At 53.0% G+C, this 18,980-nt stretch carries 17 protein-coding genes; 11 read left to right on the forward strand and 6 right to left on the reverse strand.

All coding sequences use genetic code 11. The features are described 5' to 3' along the window. The first annotated feature begins 20 nt into the window (after positions 1 to 20). The 5 genes from MKZ15_RS11130 to MKZ15_RS11150 all read left to right on the forward strand — a co-directional run bounded on the left by MKZ15_RS11130 (position 21) and on the right by MKZ15_RS11150 (position 5,090). Entirely contained in the window at positions 21 to 1,544 is a 1,524-nt protein-coding gene (locus MKZ15_RS11130) for a HAMP domain-containing sensor histidine kinase (protein WP_339822030.1), read from the forward strand. Beyond that, positions 1,541 to 2,233: a response regulator transcription factor gene (locus tag MKZ15_RS11135; RefSeq protein WP_339822033.1), complete on the forward strand. Its 693-nt coding sequence runs from the start codon at positions 1,541 to 1,543 to the stop codon at positions 2,231 to 2,233. Before MKZ15_RS11130 ends, MKZ15_RS11135 begins: the two co-directional genes overlap by 4 nt. Positions 2,234 to 2,449: 216 nt before the next feature. Next, a complete protein-coding gene (locus MKZ15_RS11140) occupies positions 2,450 to 3,502 on the forward strand; it encodes an ABC transporter ATP-binding protein (RefSeq protein ID WP_339822036.1) in 1,053 nt (350 codons plus the stop codon). Next, the gene (locus MKZ15_RS11145) at positions 3,495 to 4,298 is read left to right on the forward strand and encodes an ABC-2 family transporter protein (RefSeq protein WP_155608145.1); all 804 of its coding nucleotides are present in this window, start codon (positions 3,495 to 3,497) and stop codon (positions 4,296 to 4,298) included. The genes MKZ15_RS11140 and MKZ15_RS11145 overlap by 8 nt, the downstream gene beginning before the upstream one ends. A 6-nt stretch (positions 4,299 to 4,304) precedes the next feature. Beyond that, positions 4,305 to 5,090, forward strand: coding sequence for an ABC-2 family transporter protein (locus tag MKZ15_RS11150; protein WP_155608146.1), 786 nt, complete (start codon positions 4,305 to 4,307; stop codon positions 5,088 to 5,090). A gap of 57 nt (positions 5,091 to 5,147) precedes the next feature. Here MKZ15_RS11150 and MKZ15_RS11155 read toward each other — a convergent pair whose 3' ends face one another. Beyond that, positions 5,148 to 6,197 carry an iron ABC transporter permease gene (locus tag MKZ15_RS11155; protein ID WP_339822039.1) on the reverse strand — a complete coding sequence of 350 codons (1,050 nt, stop codon included), beginning with the start codon at positions 6,195 to 6,197 and terminating at the stop codon, positions 5,148 to 5,150. Then, positions 6,197 to 7,177, reverse strand: coding sequence for an iron ABC transporter permease (locus tag MKZ15_RS11160; RefSeq protein ID WP_339822042.1), 981 nt, complete (start codon positions 7,175 to 7,177; stop codon positions 6,197 to 6,199). Before MKZ15_RS11160 ends, MKZ15_RS11155 begins: the two co-directional genes overlap by 1 nt. Positions 7,178 to 7,368: 191 nt before the next feature. Between MKZ15_RS11160 and MKZ15_RS11165 the strand changes: the two genes are divergently transcribed. After that, positions 7,369 to 8,409, forward strand: coding sequence for an iron-siderophore ABC transporter substrate-binding protein (locus MKZ15_RS11165; protein ID WP_339822045.1), 1,041 nt, complete (start codon positions 7,369 to 7,371; stop codon positions 8,407 to 8,409). A gap of 6 nt (positions 8,410 to 8,415) precedes the next feature. Here the strand turns inward: MKZ15_RS11165 and MKZ15_RS11170 are convergent, their stop codons facing one another. From MKZ15_RS11170 to MKZ15_RS11185, 4 genes are all read right to left on the reverse strand, one after another. Further along, the gene (locus tag MKZ15_RS11170) at positions 8,416 to 9,288 is read right to left on the reverse strand and encodes a YitT family protein (RefSeq protein WP_155608150.1); all 873 of its coding nucleotides are present in this window, start codon (positions 9,286 to 9,288) and stop codon (positions 8,416 to 8,418) included. 120 nt (positions 9,289 to 9,408) lie between these two features. Further along, a complete protein-coding gene (locus tag MKZ15_RS11175) occupies positions 9,409 to 10,629 on the reverse strand; it encodes a Ger(x)C family spore germination protein (protein WP_339822048.1) in 1,221 nt (406 codons plus the stop codon). Positions 10,630 to 10,633: 4 nt separating this feature from the next. After that, on the reverse strand, positions 10,634 to 12,181 hold the full coding sequence (locus MKZ15_RS11180) for a spore germination protein (protein WP_193415352.1): 1,548 nt from the start codon (positions 12,179 to 12,181) through the stop codon (positions 10,634 to 10,636). An 18-nt stretch (positions 12,182 to 12,199) separates the two neighbouring features. After that, entirely contained in the window at positions 12,200 to 13,309 is a 1,110-nt protein-coding gene (locus MKZ15_RS11185; protein ID WP_239483926.1) for a GerAB/ArcD/ProY family transporter, read from the reverse strand. 146 nt (positions 13,310 to 13,455) lie between these two features. On the opposite strand from MKZ15_RS11185, the gene MKZ15_RS11190 reads away from it, so the two are divergent. The 5 genes from MKZ15_RS11190 (at position 13,456) to MKZ15_RS11210 (ending at position 18,952) form a co-directional block, all read left to right on the forward strand. Beyond that, positions 13,456 to 13,746: an alpha/beta-type small acid-soluble spore protein gene (locus MKZ15_RS11190; protein WP_155608154.1), complete on the forward strand. Its 291-nt coding sequence runs from the start codon at positions 13,456 to 13,458 to the stop codon at positions 13,744 to 13,746. 25 nt (positions 13,747 to 13,771) lie between these two features. Beyond that, positions 13,772 to 14,536: a glutaminase A gene (gene glsA / locus MKZ15_RS11195; RefSeq protein WP_244868338.1), complete on the forward strand. Its 765-nt coding sequence runs from the start codon at positions 13,772 to 13,774 to the stop codon at positions 14,534 to 14,536. 146 nt (positions 14,537 to 14,682) lie between these two features. Continuing rightward, the gene (locus tag MKZ15_RS11200; RefSeq protein ID WP_193415354.1) at positions 14,683 to 15,996 is read left to right on the forward strand and encodes an extracellular solute-binding protein; all 1,314 of its coding nucleotides are present in this window, start codon (positions 14,683 to 14,685) and stop codon (positions 15,994 to 15,996) included. An 80-nt stretch (positions 15,997 to 16,076) separates the two neighbouring features. Further along, positions 16,077 to 16,859, forward strand: coding sequence for a Nif3-like dinuclear metal center hexameric protein (locus tag MKZ15_RS11205; RefSeq protein WP_339822056.1), 783 nt, complete (start codon positions 16,077 to 16,079; stop codon positions 16,857 to 16,859). A 14-nt stretch (positions 16,860 to 16,873) separates the two neighbouring features. Beyond that, positions 16,874 to 18,952: an alpha-glucuronidase family glycosyl hydrolase gene (locus MKZ15_RS11210; protein ID WP_339822059.1), complete on the forward strand. Its 2,079-nt coding sequence runs from the start codon at positions 16,874 to 16,876 to the stop codon at positions 18,950 to 18,952. Positions 18,953 to 18,980: the final 28 nt, after the last annotated feature.

An 18,980-nucleotide genomic window follows, 5' to 3' on the forward strand; every position in this document is an offset into this window, starting at 1 on the left:
CTTGAAAGGAACCGCCTCTGATGACGATCCGACTAAGATTGATTTTATCCTACATTGCGATGGTGTTGATTCCCCTATTTTTGACGCTGATCACCGCCCTGGTGCTAACGCGCGTCTTCTTCGGCGCCGGAGACGCTTCTGGCCGGGGTGGAGACGGCTTTCAGTTCCACGGGCATGCATTGTCGGAATTTTGGGAGAAGATCAATGAACGCGAACAGCTGATGAACGGGGTCAAGTTCGTTGCCGAGCAGGATCCCGAGCTATTGGCCGACCCGAAATTCGTGGCGGGTACGGGGGAGACGCTGCAGGGACTTCAAGCGGGTCTCGTGATCGTCCGGAGCGGCGTAGTGACTTATGCCTCCTCCGATGTGGATCATAAAGGCTTAGAAGACGAATTGGCTCGGGTCGATACGGATCAGGAAGGACGATCTCGATGGATGATGAGCCGGGGTCCTGAAATAGGCGGCCGCTACAAGGCGGAGCGCGTAGACTTCGTATTTGGCGATCAGAGCACCGGAACCCTATATCTCTTATCGGATTTAAATCCATTGCTCGGCAAAATGTCGTGGTTTATGCCGATGATGTTTATTTCGCTTCTGCTTATCGTCGCGCTCACCAACTTGCTGCTGACGTTTTTCGTGTCCCGCAGCATTTTACGCCCCTTGTACACGCTTAAACGGGCGGCGGAACGCATCAAAGAAGGCCAGCTGGACTATCCGCTTTTGATGCAGCGCAAGGATGAGTTTGGCGAAGTGGGGGAAGCTTTCGAGGAAATGCGCGAGCGTTTGAAACATTCGATCCATTTACAACTCCAGTACGAGGAGAACCGCAAGGAAATGTTGTCTAATATTTCACATGATCTGAAAACCCCGATCACCGGGATCAAGGCTTGCGTTGAGGGACTTCAAGACCGCGTGGCCGATACGGAGGAGAAACGCGACAAATACATCGCGATGATCGGACAGAAAGCGAATGATATGGACCGGATGATCGAGGAGCTCTTCCTCTTTTCTAAGCTGGATTTGAAGCGCCTGCCGTTTGACTTCGAGCAGATGGATGTAGTTGGTTTTCTGCAGAGCTTCAGTGAAGAAATGAAGACCGACCCCCGATTCGCACAGGTGCAGATCAAGTTTATCTCCACCGCCGAGCACCCGCTTCACGTCGTCGCAGATCGGGATAAACTGAAGCGAGTGCTCATGAATATTGCGGAAAACAGTTTGCATTATATGAATAAGCCCGACCCACGCTTGACCCTGGAACTCGAGGCTAGCCCTCGCGAAGCTCTCGTTCGCATCCGGGACAATGGAGCCGGCATCGATGAAGCGGCATTGCCGAAGGTGTTCGAGCGGTTCTACCGCGCCGAATCATCGCGGAGCAGTCATAGCGGTCGCGGCGGCAGCGGTCTGGGTCTTGCCATCGTACGACAAATTATCGAAGCGCACGGCGGCATCGTGCGGGCAGACAGCCAAACCGGCGTGGGAACTTCGATCTCATTCACGCTGCCACGGCAGGCATATTCACGGACGGACGGTGAACGTAAATGAAACGGATTTTGATTATTGAAGACGATCCCGTGATTGCAGAGGTGGAGCGGGATTATTTGCAGGCGAGCGGATATGCGGCGGATATCGCCGCTAATGGAGACGAGGGGTTGCAGCTGGCGCTCTCGGAATCGTACGACCTGCTTGTGCTCGACCTGATGTTGCCGGGGGTGGACGGCTATGAAATCTGCAAGCAAGTACGCGAGGCCAAGGAAATCCCAATCCTGATGGTTTCCGCCAAGAAGGAAGACATCGATAAAATCCGCGGTCTCGGCTTAGGTGCTGACGATTACGTGAGCAAGCCGTTCAGCGTAGGTGAACTCATGGCCCGTATCAAGGCGCATTTAACGCGGTATGAGCGGTTGACGAACCATTCACGCCCGGCAGACAAAGACGAACTTCGCCTTCGCGGTTTGTATATCGATAAAATGTCGCGAAAGGTGTCGGTGAACGGCGTAGAGCTTGCACTAACGGGAAAAGAATACGATTTGCTGCTGTTTATGGCGATGCACCCGAACCGGGTATTTTCAAAGGATGATTTATTCGAAAGAATATGGGGGATGGACTCGCTGGGCGACCTGGCTTCCGTCACCGTCTACATAAGCAAATTAAGGGAGAAAATTGAGCGCGATCCGTCAAAGCCACAGTATATCGAAACAATCTGGGGCGTTGGTTATCGCTTCAACCTATAAGTGTAAAGCGATAGGCCCAGGTTCATCGCATAGTGCTTCTATTTGCTGTTTTGCACGATTATCCCTTTCGTTAAGGGAGCAAGGACAAGGGGCGTACGGGCATACTCTTGTTCTCTGATCAAAAGGGATAATGGTGGAAAGAGGGTATGGTGCTTTGATGGAAGTTACTATATAATTTTTAGCGGACTATAAATTGATTCAAAGCGAGGGATACCCATGGCTGCCATTGAAGTGCGCGATTTGCGCAAGACATTTAAGGTGCAGAAAAACCGCGAAGGCCTCAAAGGGGCCTTTCTTGATTTATTTAAGCGGGAATACAACGAAGTGGCCGCCGTGAAAGATATTTCGTTTCAGATTCCGGAGGGGGAGATCTGCGGATATATCGGGGAGAACGGGGCCGGCAAATCGACGACGATCAAAATGCTCACCGGTATTTTGGTACCGACATCGGGACATTTGAAGGTTGGCGGATTCGTGCCGCACGCCGAGCGCGAGAAGTTCGTGCAGCATATCGGGGTCGTCTTTGGACAGCGCAGTCAACTCTGGTGGGACATCGGCGTGATCGAGTCGTTCGAGCTGCTGCGCAAGGTCTACCGGGTGCCGCAGGCCGAGTACAAGAAACGGCTGGACGAACTGGTGGAACGCCTTCAGCTACAGGAACTACTGAACCGCCCGGTACGCAAGCTGAGCTTGGGGCAACGGATGCGTTGCGAGCTGGTTGCGGCGTTACTGCACAATCCTTCGATCGTCTTTCTGGACGAGCCGACGATTGGTTTAGACATCGTGGTCAAATCGGAAATTCGCGATTTCCTGAAGGATATGAACCGCGTGTACGGCACGACGATTCTGTTGACAACTCACGATCTGCAGGATATCGAGGCGCTTTGCTCCCGGGTTATTATGCTCGACGACGGACGGATCATTTATGATGGCGGCCTCGAAGAGCTGAAGGACCGTTGGGGTACGGGCAAGGAAGTGCTGTTCCAGTTCGGGACGGCTACCAAACTCGAACAGTTGCGGGGCTGGACGGGAGCGCTGCCTGTGATCTGGACGGCGGAGAACGACCTGAACGCCAAAGTCTGGATCCCGCGGGATATTGGTGTCTCTGAGGTGCTGGGACAGGTTGTTGGCCAGGCGGACATCACCGACATCAAAATCATCGAAACCAACACCGACGAAATCGTTCGTAGCATTTACCAATCCGGTTCGGCGGATAAACCGGCGGACGCGGAAACGGAGAGTAAGGAAGGTGCGGTCATCCATGTCTAACCAGTGGGGGGCGTACCTCGATTTTATCCGCATCCGATTCTTGACGATGCTGGCGTATCGGGTGAACTACTATTCGGGTATCTTGATCTATTCGCTCAACATCGGGGTTTACTATTTTACGTGGAAGGCGATCTACGGGAGCGGCGGCGAGCTGGGTGGTTTTACTGCCTCGCAGATGACGACTTACTTAGCCGTTTCGTGGATGGCCCGTGCGTTCTATTTCAACAACCTGGATCGGGAAATCTCCACGGACATCCGTGACGGTAGCATCGCCATCCAATTTATTCGCCCTTATAACTATATCCTCGTCAAAATGATGCAAGGCCTCGGCGAAGGCATGTTCCGTTTCATCATGCTGATGGTTCCCGGCATGGCGATTGCCATGCTGTTATTTCCGGTCAAGCTGCCGACCGAGTCCAGTGCTTGGATCGGTTTTCTCGTGATGCTGTTCTTCAGCTTTCTGATCAACTCGCAGCTGAACGTGATTACAGGGCTTATGTCTTTTTTCGTGGAAAATAACGAAGGCTTTATGCGAATGAAACGGGTTGTCGTTGATTTGTTCTCAGGCCTGATCATTCCGATTAGCCTGTTTCCAGCTTGGCTTGGCGGCATCATGTCGTTCCTGCCGTTCCAGGCGATCACGTATTTGCCGGGTTCGGTGTTTACAGGTCGGATTCAAGGGTCGTCGATTTGGAACGTGCTTGGTATTCAGGTTATCTGGTTCGTCATCCTACTCATACCGATGATTGGGCTGTACCGTGCCTCGCGGAAGCGCCTGTTCGTGCAAGGGGGTTAAGGAAGCATGTACTACTTGGGCCTCATGGGCGAATACTTAAAAAATTACATGAAAACCCGAATGACCTACCGCGCCGACTTCTGGGTGGAGGTGATCTCCGATTTACTCTTTCAGGCAACAAACCTGATCTTTATCTTTGTCATCTTTATGCACACCAACAGCCTGGGCGGTTGGAGCGAGAGCGAAGTGGTGTTCGTTTACGGCTTCTTTATGGTTCCGTTCGGCGTGTTTAGCTGCTTCGTCAATCTATGGAATTTCAGCGAACGGTATATCGTCAAAGGCGAAATGGACCGGATAATGACACGTCCGGCATATAACCTGTTCCAGATCTTCCTGGAAAACGTGGACCCACCGGCGCTAGTCGGCTCGATTATCGGAGGTATCATCATGGCGATCAGCGGAGGACAGTTAGGTCTCAGCTTCGAGTGGTGGACGATTCCCGCAATGCTGCTGTTTACGCTCAGTGCAGTAGCAATATATACCGGAATCTATACGACGCTAACCTCGTTGTCGTTTTACTCCGACGCGCCAACCGGCATCTTGCCGTTGATGTATAACGTTCAGGGATATGGGCGGTACCCGGTAACGATTTACAACCGGGCGATTCAAGTGCTTCTAACCTGGATTTTACCGTTTGCCTTTGTTGGGGTCTATCCGGCTTCGCTGTTCCTGGAGCGGGAGGAGATGCGGCAAATGGCTTGGCTGACCCCGTTGGTAGGCCTCGTATTTCTGGCGATCGGCCTGACCGCCTGGAATTACGGGGTTAAGAGGTACCGGGGTGCAGGATCGTAAATCACATAGGATGAAAAGAAAGCCGGCGACCCTTAAATGGGCGCCGGCTTTCGTTCGTTAGAAGCGATTTCGGTTGCGATACAGCAGTACCATAAAGAACGGTGCTCCGATCGCCGCCGTCAACACGCCGGCAGGAACGTCGCGCGGCAAAAAGGCGGTCCGCGCAACCAGATCCGCGACAAGCAGGATCAATGCTCCAAGCAACGCGCTGACCGGGAGCACGCTGGAGAAGGATGGCCCGGTTAGCCTGCGGGCCATGTGCGGGGCCATTAGGCCGATAAAGGCGATCGCGCCGCCGATGGCCACCGCAGCGCCTGCGAGCGAAACGCTGAGCACGATCAGCAGCAGTCGCTGCAGTTGTACGCGCGAGCCAACGCTGGTGGCGATATCGTCGCCCAAGGCCTGAATGTTGACTTGGCGTGCCTGCAGCCAGGTGAGGATCAGCAATAAGGCTGTCCAAGGCAGAAGCGTCAGCACGTCGTTTTCCCAGGAGACGCCGTAGATGCTGCCGGTCATGAACGTGAGGGACTGGTTCGCCAGCTGCATCGGACCGGAAATGATCAGCATATACGATACCGATTTAATGGCAGCGGAGACGCCGATCCCGATGAGGATGATTCGCAGCGGAGACGCACCGTTCTTCCAGGCCAACACGTACAATAACCCCGTGACGATAAACGCGCCAAGGATCGACGCGAGCGGCATCCAGTGAATCGAGATGGAACCCTGGAATAGGTAAATAAACAGGATTGCTCCCAACGAGGCGCCCTCGGTAATCCCGGCAACGTCTGGCGAAGCGAGCGGATTTCGGATGACGCCTTGCAAAATGGCTCCGGCCACAGCCAAGGAAGCCCCGACCAGCACGGCTACCAAGATTCGCGGCAAGCGGAGATTCATGACGATGACTTGTTCGCCGGGTTCGGCCATGCCAAACAAGGCTTTCATGACGGTCTGGGGAGGAAGATAGTGGCTACTGACCCCCACACTGATGACCATCATACCGAGACAAAGGGCGGACAGGAGCAGGCAAATCCAAAGGGTTCTTTTTTTCTTCGCCTGCAGGGATGAATTGATGTGGGTTGATGAGGTTTTACCAGGTTTGGCCATCAGTTCTTCACCCCTTTTCTGGCGATGTATACGAAGAACGGTACGCCCAAAATCGCGGTCATGACGCCGACCGGGACTTCCTTCGGCATGGCAATGTATCTGGAGCCGATGTCGGCAGAAACGAGCAGCAAAGCTCCGGATACAGCGCAATAAGGTAGAATCCAGCGGTGATCCGTGCCGACGAAGTGGCGAACGATATGCGGAATGATAATTCCGACAAATGCGATGGGTCCGGCCACGGCCACAGAGGCTCCGGCAAGCAGGATGACTGCGATTGCAGCCATCGTCTTGATGAGGCCTGTACGTTGACCGAGCCCTTGTGCCACGGTATCTCCCATCGCCAGTACGTTAAGTTGTCGAGCCAGCAGAAGGGCAAGGAGGAACCCAGCCCCCATATAAGGTAAGACGTTAAGGAGTTGCTCCGTTCCTCGTCCCGCTACCGAACCGACTAACCAGACGAGCACTTGATCGAACATTTTGCCGTCGGACAGCATCAAGCCTTGGGTTAACGAGAAAAAGAACGCCGCCATCGAAGCGCCAGCGAGCGTAATCTTAAGCGGCGTCATGCCGTCTCGTCCGAGGCTTCCTAAGAGGAAAACCACCGCGCCGCTAAGGGCCGCTCCAACCAAAGCAACCCAAGTTAAGGCTTGCATGCCCGATAGGCCAAGCCATCCCGATGCCAGGATGATAAAGAAGGCCGCCCCGGAATTGACGCCCAGTGTGCTGGGCGAAGCGATCGGGTTACGTGTGATCACCTGCATCAGCGCACCGGCCACGGCGAGACAGGCACCGACGGCTGCAGCGATAAAAGCGCGCGGCACACGGGCCGTTTGAACAAGCAAGTGTTCGTTACTGCCGTTCGGATGGACAAAGGATTCCCAAATGGTAGGGAAAGGGATGTCCGTCACGCCAAAGCTGATGCTGCATACAAGGGCTGCGGTCAAGATCAAAGCACAAATCAACAAGCCTAAACCTTTCATGAGGCATTTTCCCACTTTCCGATCGAATAGATCATGTCCATTAAATCTTAGAAGATGGGGAGGAGACTGTCAATGAGGTTGAGAATCATTCTTAATGTATTGACAATCGGACGGTAATGCCCTATATTTTTTGAAGATGATAATCATTATCAGTGATAAGAGATAGACTCATTTTGAAGGGGAGAATAATCATGAATCATACTCGTAAGGCTTACACTTATCGCGGTCGTTCCATCTGGTGGGCCTTTGTTGTATTAGTGCTTGCGCTCGTAGTTGCGGGTTGCGGGAAGGACGGGAATCAAGGGGCGTCTAACAATAACGGAACAGAGGGGAACGTAGCTGCAGAGAACGCGAAAGGGAGCGGTAACGCGAACGCTGATGGCAAACGAATCGTAAAACATGCGATGGGCGAGACCGAAATCGTGGGGACGCCGCAAAAGGTCGTGATTTTGACCAACGAAGGAACGGAAGCGCTGCTCGCATTGGGCGTTAAACCGGTTGGAGCGGTTCGTTCCTGGACAGGGGACCCCTGGTACCCCCATATCAAGGATGAAATGGAGGGGGTTACCGTCGTAGGCGAAGAAAGCCAGCCGAACCTGGAGCTCATCGCCGGATTGCAGCCCGATCTCATTATCGGCAACAAAATGCGCCAGGAAAAAGTTTACGAGCAGCTGCAGGCCATCGCTCCTACGGTGATGTCCGAAGACCTGCGGGGAAATTGGATGAACAATTTCAAATTATATGCGGAAGCCTTGGGCTTGAGCGACAAAGGCGACGAGCTGTTGAGCGCTTATGACGCGCGGATTGACGACTTTAAGTCCAAAGCCGGCGATAAGCTGAAAGATACCGTATCCGTTGTCCGGTTTATGGATGGCAAAACGCGCGTATACCACACGAACACGTTCTCAGGCATTATTTTTGAACAGTTGGGGATTGCCAGAAATCCAATGACGCTAAACGCCAAAGATACGTTTGTCGATGAGATCACCAAGGAACGGCTGCCGGAAGTGGATGCTGACCGGTTGTTCTACTTCACCTATGAAACGGGCGACGGGAAAGCGAATCAGACCGAGCTGGACTGGACAAATGACCCCTTGTGGAAAAATTTGAACGTCGTCAAGAACGAAAAGACCTACAAAGTCGACGATGCCATCTGGAACACGGCAGGCGGTATTAAAGCGGCTAATCTGATGCTTGACGAACTTTATCAAATCTATGAGCTAGATAAATAAGCCAAGTTATTTGACCGGTCTGGCGAACCGTCCGAGAATCTCAATGGATTGGACCACATTCATGAATGCGTGAGGGTCGGTGTCAACCACGGCTTTTCGGACGGCCGCCAGTTCGTACCGGGTCGTTACGGTCATCAACGTATAGTTCTGTTCTTCACGGTATCCGCCTTCGGAATGAAGGCAGGTGATGCCATGATGTAGCTTACGCAGTTGGCAGAGCATCTCTTCCTTGCGTTTCGTTATGATGAAGCAGGTCACCTTGATATGCCCAACATGGATCATATCGACGACTTTGCCTTTCACGAAGGTGGATAACATCGAATACAGAGCTAAGTCCCAGCTTTGAAAAAAGCCGAGCGCCAAAATGACGAGTCCGTTGAGCAGAAAGAGGATGTTCCCCATGGGAACGTCCCTTTTTCGCGTTACGATGGATCCGAGAATATCAAAGCCTCCGGTTGAGCCCCCAACGCGCAGCGAAAATCCGATGCCCGCCGCTGAAATAATACCGCCGAATACCGCCGCAAGAATCGGATCATGGGTGACTTGCACCTCGGGGATGATAGAGATAAACCAGGTGGTACTGACGACGGAGATGCAGCTAAGCACGATATAACGTCGCCCAACCGCTTTCCAGCCCCATAATATCAATGGAACGTTAAGCAGAAAGTAAACGATCGAGATATTCCACCCTGTCAAGTAACTGATGATGGAGGCAACGCCCGTAACCCCCCCGGACAGCAATTTATGTGGGATCAAGAACAAGTCGAGCCCAGCGGCGACAAACAAGGCTGATAGCAGGATGACACCAACCTCCTGTGCGGGTTTCAAGGAAGCTCGAAGCGGTTTTTCGATGATCGGGCGATACTGATCCAAATTCATGTCTATGCCTTCTTTTCATTTGAGTGTAGGAAGTTTCATAAAATATATTTATCGGATTAAATTATCTTTTTTATCAGTCTGCCGGACTATGACATTTGTCAACCTCATGTCAAACAAACGTTATTCCTCTACTAGCTTCTGATAGGATTGATTCATCAATCCCACGCGTTCAATCGTTACCTTGATCGTTGGTTCGAATTGAATCTTAGCGAATTCAACAGCCCAGTCCTCTTTGATCGCTTGCCATCTCCGCGGATATTTGCGGTGATAAATGTCGGCGAACCCAACGACATCCGCCTGCATGCGGTTAACGGCATGCCACCCCTCCTGAACGATACGCAGCAACTTGTCTCCAATAGCACGTTCCAATTCTCTCACCACTCCCGGATCAATCGCATCGAATGGGGAGTTGGTATCCGTGATCGTGCCTTTCACTTTCAGGTTTGCGGTCACGATGACCTGCCCTTCCTTGCGAATCATCTTTAGCCGGGTGGAGGAGTCCGAGATCTCAAACGTGGATTTCGACTTGTGACCTTCCTTGTCTCCGCTAAATTCGAAGGAAATTACGGCCTTGTTCACCTGATTGCGAATAAAGGCGATTCCAAGTGCCTCATTTTGGTTGACCCATCCGACCAGTTTGCCTTTCTTCAAAATAGCCAGCCCACCCAATTTCACTTTGGAGGCCGTTATTGTGTTTTCGAGCGCTTTAGTTGAACCTGGCTCGCCTTTTCCGGAAACCAGCAGTTCAGGGATCACGGCACATTTGGACGCTCCCGCCGTTTGAGTAGCCAAGTTGTACATATTGACTTTTGGAAGGATAGAGGTGTTTTTGGTTTCTCTATCAATCAACTTGTGGATGCCTTCACCGGTGTTCTTTTCAAGATACATCAATTGGGACACAACGATCCGGGGATTATCCTTGGTTATGAAAAGGTTGACGGTTTCCCTAGCTTGAGGATTCCGCAAGTACGTGTCAATCAGCGAATAAAGCCCATATTTAGCTGCTTCGTCGCCGATTACGAATACGCGGTTGTTCCCGATATGTAACTGACGCGTGTTCTCCAATTCATTGTTAGCCAGTGCCTTCCGCAAGGTGTCTCCTTGAATCGATAGCACACTGATCGGCGGACCGGAGTTCGCATTGCCCCCTGATGTGCCTGAAGCGGAGGCAGCCGGAGTAACGAGTTGATAGGTCAACTCCCATTGATTATTTTTTCGATCAACGCCGGTTGCCGACACGATCGCTAAATCCGTCAGTTCCTTGTGACTCCAGCATCCGCTAAGGAAAAGGCATATAACAAACGCGAAGATCATCTTCAACCTGTTGAGTGGAAAAATCATGATTTCACTCCTTTTCCGGTTTCTGCCGGGGGGGTTGGGGTTTGAGAGACTTCTTTTGCCGTAGCCGGTTGTTACCGGCAATGCCGTCGGGACGGGTACGCATGCTCCATAATGGAAAGCGAATGAATACGTCCTTCATATTCGTCCAAATCAAGGGAGCGACCGGCATGAGGTACGGCACGCCAAACGAGCGTAGGGAAGCAAGGTGAATGCAAAGCAGCATCAACCCGACCATGACACCGTACAGTCCCAAGGTTCCTGCCAGCAACATCAACGCGAAACGGATAAGTCCCACGGTGACCGACAGGTTCGGGGACGGGATCACGAAATTCGAGATCGCCGTAAAAGAGACGATGATGACCATAGCGGCGGAAATTAGGCCAGCCGCCACAGCCGCCTGACCCAGTACGAGCGCCCCCACGATCGATATCGCTGAGCCGATCGCTTTCGGCATGCGAATTCCCGCCTCCCTTAGCACTTCGAACGTAATTTCCATCAAGAACGCCTCGATCAGGCCGGGGAGAGGAACGCCTTCTCTTTGGGCGACCAAACTAACCAGCAGGGTTGTGGGCAGCATTTCCGGGTGATACGTCGTCACGGCGATATATAATGAGGGCAGCAACAGAGAGACGAAAAAAGCGCCGAAACGGAGCAAACGCAGGAACGAAGCGATGTAAAACCGCTGATAATAATCCTCGCTGGAATCGAAAAAAGTAAAGAAGGTGACGGGGGCAAGCAGCACGAACGGAGAACCGTCAACGACGATAGCGATTTGTCCCTCCAACAAGCCAGCCGTCGCAGCATCGGGACGTTCCGTGTTAAAAATCGTAGGGAAAGGGCTTAACGCCGCATCTTCGATAAATTCTTCGATATATCCTCCCTCCAGGATACCGTCGGTTTGGATCCGGTCGAGGCGTTCTTGAATTTCACGGACAACGGACTCGTCCGCAATGCCTTCAAGATATAAAACAGATACGTTGGTTTGGGTTTGCTCTCCGATAACTTTGTTTTGGATGCGGAGATTCGGCGATTTTAGCCTGCGGCTGATTAAAGACGTATTCGTACGCAGGCTTTCCGTGAATGCTTCCTTTGGACCGCGGATCACATTTTGCGTTGTTGGCTCTGTGATGCTTCTTCGTTCACCGCCGGATGTGCCTGACGCGACGGCTTGTGGATACCCATTCACGAGAATGACGGTATCCCCCTGCATGATTTGCTGCCACAGCGATTCCATGTCCTCCACGATAACAGCAGGCCCTGCAGCAGAAGCGCAGTTTTGAATCGCAGCGAATCTTCCCGCCGAATCCCCGGCATGGGCGGATAGGACGTTCATGAGTGGGTGAAGCAGCGATTCGTTGATCGATGTGAGGTCGACAAGTCCATCGATATATACTAGTGCGCATTCCATTTGGTTCCTGTTGCCAGGAACATGAAAAGAACGGATCACAAGATCCGAACGTTTGGTGGCAGCGGCCCGCAGGCTATCCAGATTATCTTCCAGCCGCAAAGCTAATGGATGAGGCGAGGCGTGTTTCTCCTTGCGCTTTTGCATTACGTCGTTCTCTCCTTTTCATTCATTTTGAGGAGCGTCCCGTTTGCGTTTGAACCCTTGTGTAAGGAGCATGACCAGCAACAGGAGGATAGGCAAAACGATCTGAAAAATCGGAAAATGAAATTTCAGGTTGTGTTCAAAGCCAAATTGGATTTGCTCCATATAGCTTTTGAACATTCTGGCTCCGGCAAAGATAGCTATACCTACGGGAACGACCATTACTTGGCGTTTTACTTTGAACAACTGCGCCGCGGCCAGAACCGCCGCCAAATAATAGGTCGCCTGCTTGAAGAAAACACCTCCGAAGAGCAGCAAGCTAACGAACGGATCCATCCGTTCCAGAATGCCGCCGATTTCGATCAAGCTGGTCCCAAACATGAACGGGATGATATAGGCCCCTGACAAATCACCTAGTACGGCGATAATCAGCACATTGGTAAGAACGATAAAAATGCCGGAGAAGGTATAGGAAATCAGGGTAAACTTTTTGAAGTCGTTAAACTGGGTGACATGTTTCCAGAAGATAAGAAATACGACCATTTCCCCGAAAGGAAAAGAGATGACTTCAGGGACGGCGGCGTTCCATATCGGCATCCATCCCTGTTCGATTAGGGGCAACAGTTGCTTGAGATTAACAAGACCGGAGACGATCATAAGGCCAAACAACACAAGATAGATCAACAGCAGCCAGGGAAGCACTAATTGTCCTACCCGAAAGAATACTTCGATGCCTTGGATAATGGCGTAAGCCCCAACGGCCAACAGCACAATCATCACGACGTCCAGCGGGGTTCCGGGCAGCAGGTACAAAATGACCAAATCTCCGAACTCCCTCACGTTACGAACCGATTTGTAAATGAAATATCCGACGTAAGCCAAGCCTACCGTAAAACCGAGGTATTTGCCGAAATAACGAGTCAGTATTTCAATCAGATCCCAATGTGGGGCGCGACTCTGAATCGGCATCGTGATAAATATCAGGATGCCCATCCCAAGGATCATCGCAATGGCGACAGAGATCCACGCATCATGTTTGGCTTCACTGGCCAGCAGAAATAATGAGGAACTACCGATTTGAAACAAGATGACAATCGAAGCAAGTTGGCCAACGCTAATTTTTTCGTGCAAAATAACTCCACCTCCTACACAACTCATAAACAATGATCCTACTATTACCAGATTCCGCTAAATTTATGAAGAAAGGTTCACCGGATGGGGGGCCAGTAAACAGGGAATCCTATTGGATAATTCTCACTTGAAAGCGAGGGATATCCATGGTACAAACAAAAGGGAACGGCGGAAATGGCCAGCAGGATTCGGATCCGGCGGTTCGACTTAGCCGGTTCAAGGCGGAAGTGATGATGCGCGAGGGGTACAACATCAACCCGGAGCGGCCGGATGACGTGAAGTATGAAGTGGCCAAATCGTTAGGCGTGACGCTCAGGGAAGGCGATAATGGCGATTTGACTTCGGCGAAAGCCGGCAAGGTAGGCGGCGCGATCGGCGGTTCGATGGTCAAGGAGATGATCCGCTTAGCGAAGCAACGCTTGAACGATCAGCCGTAATTTAGAATGGGGGTTCGCCATGGTCATGAACGAATGGGATCAACTGAAGCAGAGCATTTCGAAGGTGTTTACGTTGATTCTAGCGCTCATGGACCATGGGGAAGCCGCCGTATTTTCCAAAGTAGGGATGGAGCCAACTGGCGACCATTTCAACTCGATCATGAAGCTGGAGCTGGCGCAGCCGGCGATACCGTTTAATCCGTTGATCAACGCCGGCGCGATCGTAGTCTCCTCGATGATCAAGGGGGCGAATGCGGAGGAGAAGTCGGCGCGCATTCTGGATTTTTTTCGGGAATTGGCCGGAAATTCCGGTTTGAATTACGATGAACAAGTTTACCGCTCAGAGTCGGAGACGGGACATTTGAACCGATCGATGGCTTATTTTTTGCTGGATAAAGGGATCTTGGGCTGTGGCGTGGAAGAGGTGCTGGACATCTACTTCCGCCACTGCTCGATCAAGGTCTGCTGCGAGGATTTGGCGCGAATGGCGCTGGTGCTGGCATTAGACGGGGCCGATCCTTTGACGGGAAAGACGCTGATCCCGCGGCGTTACGTGCAGATTGCCAAAACGTTTATGGTCACCTGCGGGATGTACAACGGCTCCGGCGAATTTGCCATCAGCGCGGGGCTGCCGGCCAAGAGCGGCGTGTCCGGCGGGATCTTGACGCTGGTGCCCGGACGATACGGGATAGGAGTCGTAGGCCCGGCTTTAAACCCCAAAGGCAACAGCATCGCGGGGGTGCAGTTGATCGAGCGGCTGTCGCGAACCTTGGATTGGAGCTTATTTTAAATAAGGAAAGGGCAGGTTTAGGTGAATCGACATTATCGGGTAATTTTAAAACAAATCGTGCATTGCTCTCATACCCACTTCCATTCGGAGTCGTTACTATAAAGGTTGTAAAGCAGATACTTACGATTCAAATGGGAGGGTTATCAATGTTCAAATGGAAGCGTTTACTGACGGCGCTGGTGGCAGTTACCCTGGTCGGGTCGCTGGCTGCCTGCGGTGGCGGAAACAACAATGCGGCAGAGCCGACGGGAGCAAAATCCGAAGGCAATGCGGCAACAGGATCGGGGAATGAACCCGTCAAGCTACGGATCATGTGGTGGGGGTCTCAGGAACGGCATGAAGCAACTTTGGCTGCCCTTGATTTGTATACGAAAAACAATCCGAACATCACGTTCGAACCGGAATACTCCGGTATGGACGGTTATTTGGACAAGCTGTCCACACAAGCGGCAGCGAAAAACGCGCCGGACATCGTTCAGCTCGATCCAGGTTGGGCGCCGGATTGGGCAAACCGCAAGCAACTCGCTCCACTGGATGCGGTTGATGTGTCGAAGATCGACCCAAAACTGTTAGCCGGCGGACAGCTGGACGGCACGCAATACGCCGTACCTCTGGGTTCCGTTGCTTTCGGGATGATTTACGACAAAGCGGCGCTGGATAAGCTGGGCGTCAAAAATCCGGAGAACGGCTGGACTTGGGATGATTTCTTCGCGCTGGCGAAAGAGTTGAAAGGCAAGCTGCCAGACGGTCAATATTTCACAAAGGATTATGCGGCCAACTACTTTATGTACTCGGCTTATCAGTACAGTAAAGGCAAAGGCATGGTCATTACGGAAGACGGGAAGTTCAACATCGATGAAACGTCCTTCCTGGAATGGACCAAGCATTTCGAGGAGCTTCGCAAGGAAGGGCTGGTACCGCCAGCGGACGTCAACTCTTCTGACAAAGAGTTTGACCCGCAAATGGACCTGATGGTCGCAGGGAAAATCTTGTTCCGTTATAGCTTCTCCAACAACTACAGCGCATGGGACAGCATTAAGAAAGGCGCTTACGCGTTGGTAACGATGCCGCGGGCGGAAGAAGCCGGCGGTTGGCTGAAACCGTCGATGTATCTGTCAGTCTCCGACAACTCTGAGCATAAAGCCGAGGCTGAAGCGTTCATCAATTGGTTCGTCAATGATCCTGAAGTGGCACAAATTCTGAAGACATCTCGGGGCTTGCCGGTCAACAAGGACAATGCAACTGCGCTGGAATCCAGCATGAGCGACGTCGACAAGGTCGGCATGGGGCTGCTCCGCGCGACCGAGATCGACGGTCAAACCTGGACTGCCGGTGCAGGTGGTTGGACGAATTACATCGATAAGGATTTCCCACTGGTGCACGATCAATTGAGCTTTAACAAGATCACGCCGGAAGAAGCCTACAAGCAGCTGAAAGAAGCGGCTGCGGCTTACGAATAAGACGTTCGATCCCAGCCCGGAACCGGATTCCCGTTCCGGGCTGATTTTTACCGAGGTGAGGGGAAGGGGGCGCGGAGATCATGTACCGGATTCAGGATATTCTGGATCGGCTGATGCCGGCGGAATCGATAGAGCAAACCGTCGACGGTCTCGTTATCGGCAGGCCGGATGAGGAAGTGCGAGGGATCGCCGTCACGTTTATGGCGACGCAGGCGGCCATTGAACAGGCGGTTTCGCTTGGAGCGAACTTGTTGATTTCGCACGAGGGGGTATTTTACAGCCATCGCTCAGACGGAAATACGTTGAAAGAGGACCCTGTCGTCTGGCATAAGAAGCATCGGCTGGAGGAACTGGGTCTCGCGGTGCTACGGTACCATGACGGTATTCACCGGGAGACGCCGGACGGCATTACGTCCGGGCTGATCGAGGAACTGGACTGGCAGGACGCGGTGTGCGAATACCAACCGGCTTCCGCGGTACTGGAGCTCCAAGCCGCAACGCTTGAGGAGGTGGCACGCCTGCTGAAAGTGAAGCTAAACCTCCCGTATGTACGGTTCACGGGCGATCCGGAAATGCTGTGCCGCAAGGTGGGAGTGCTGGTCGGTTACCGGGGCGGTGGCGAACTGGCGATCCCGCTGCTCAGGGAAGTTGACTTGATCATCGCCGGGGAAGGCCCGGAATGGGAAACACCGGAGTACGTGCGTGACGCCGTTTATCAAGGCAGGTGCAAAGCGATCATCTTCCTGGGCCATGGTCCGAGCGAAACGCCCGGAATGAAACGGCTGGCCCGCGTGCTCCGCGTTGCCTTTCCATCCCTTCCGGTTCATGTAATCGAGAATGAACCGTTATTTCATTGGATCTGACAGGGGGAGAAACCATGAACAAAGTAACCGCAAAAGCGGAATATGGATATGACGCTTGGCTACGGTACCGAAGCATCGAACCGGGCGAGCGACGAGAAGAGTTCAACGAATTTCGCGGCATCGTCGTCGAGGGAACCGATGAACCGTTGGCGCATACCGCGGCCCGGGAGTTGTCCAGAGGATTAAGCGGGATGCTGGGGCGTGAGGTCTCCGTCCTGGAGCACGCGGGGGATGCTCCTTGCTTTGTGCTGGGGCGGTTGGGACGCAGTCCGATCATCGACGGCATGTTCCCGGAAGGGGAGGCTGGCTTGAGGCTGGGCCGGGAGGGGTATGCTCTGCGGCATGAACCCGGTAGTTCTGGGCGGATCGCCATCGGCGCAGATAGCGACGCCGGTTTGCTGTACGGCGCATTTGATGTGCTTCGCCGCATCGGTACCGGACAATCGCTGCAAGGGTTAAATATCGTGGAACGTCCGGTGAATGGGCTCCGGATGCTGAATCAATGGGACAATATGGACGGAAGCATTGAGCGTGGGTATGCCGGTTCCTCGATTTTTTACGAAAACAACCGATTCACGCAGAACCTGGAGCGCCTTCGCGACTACGCGCGGTTGCTGGCCTCGACGGGCATCAATGCGATTGCCATCAACAACGTGAATGTGCACCGGATCGAAACCGAGCTGATTACAGAGGCGTTATTGCCAGAGGTAGCCAAGGTGGCCGAGATCTTCCGCATGTACGGCATCAAGCTGTTCCTCAGCATCAATTACGCGGCCCCGCTGGAAATCGGCGGGTTATCTACCGCCGATCCGCTTGACCCGGAGGTTGCGGCCTGGTGGCGCGAACGCGCAGCGGAGATTTACCGAACGATCCCGGACTTTGGCGGGTTCTTGGTGAAGGCGGATTCGGAGAACCGGCCGGGACCGTTCACCTATGGGCGGGATCATGCCGACGGCGCCAATATGCTGGCCGAGGCGCTGGAGCCTTACGGCGGGCTCGTGATCTGGCGATGCTTCGTTTACAACTGCAAGCAGGACTGGAGAGACCGCAAGACGGATCGGGCACGGGCCGCCTACGATCATTTCGTCCCGCTGGACGGGCGATTCAAAGAGAACGTCATCTTGCAGATCAAAAACGGTCCGATCGACTTTCAGGTGCGCGAGCCGGTATCGCCGCTGCTGGGCGCGATGCCGTTGACGAACCAAATGATCGAGTTTCAGGTCACCCAAGAATATACCGGGCAGCAACACCATGTCTGCTACCTCGTACCCCAGTGGAAGGAAGTACTGGACTTTGACAGCCATCTGAAAGGCGAAGGATCGACCGTCAAACGGATCGTGGACGGTACGTTGCACGCCTCCCGTTACAGCGGATTCGCCGCCGTATCGAATATCGGCAGCGACGCCAACTGGACCGGGCATTTACTGGCACAGGCCAATCTTTACGGGTACGGGCGGCTGGCTTGGAATCCGGAGCTTAGCGCCGAAGGCATTGCGGATGAATGGATTCGGCTGGTATTCGGCAGCGACGAGCGGGTGATCCAGGTCATTCGCGGCATCCTCATGGAGTCCTGGAGTATCTACGAAAGGTATACGGCCCCGCTGGGCATCGGCTTTATGGTGAATCCGAACCACCATTACGGTCCTAATGTGGACGGTTATGAATACTCGATGTGGGGGACGTATCATTTCGCGGATTGCCGCGGCATCGGCGTTGATCGGACGATCGCGACGGGAACGGGTTACACGTCACAATATGCGGAGCCGAATCAAAGTCGCTATGAAACGCTGGAGACTTGTCCGGACGAGCTGCTGCTCTTCTTCCATCACGTTCCCTACACCCACGTGTTGCAATCCGGCAAGACGGTCATCCAGCATATTTACGATACCCATTTCGAAGGGGTCGAGCAAGCCGGGAAGCTGGCGGAGCTGTGGGCGGGATTGTCCGGCCTGATCGAAGAACCGCTGCATCGGCAGGTCGCTGAGCGATTGGCGGAGCAGGCGGAGCATGCCAAGGAATGGAGAGATCAAATCAACACGTACTTCTATCGTAAAAGCGGCATTCCCGATCAGCAGGGTCGACGGATGTATTGATTTTTTCGTGATATTTTAAAAGATTTCG

This window comes from Paenibacillus sp. FSL R7-0216, from assembly GCF_037969915.1.
Taxonomy (GTDB): Bacteria; Bacillota; Bacilli; order Paenibacillales; family Paenibacillaceae; genus Fontibacillus; species Fontibacillus rhizolycopersici.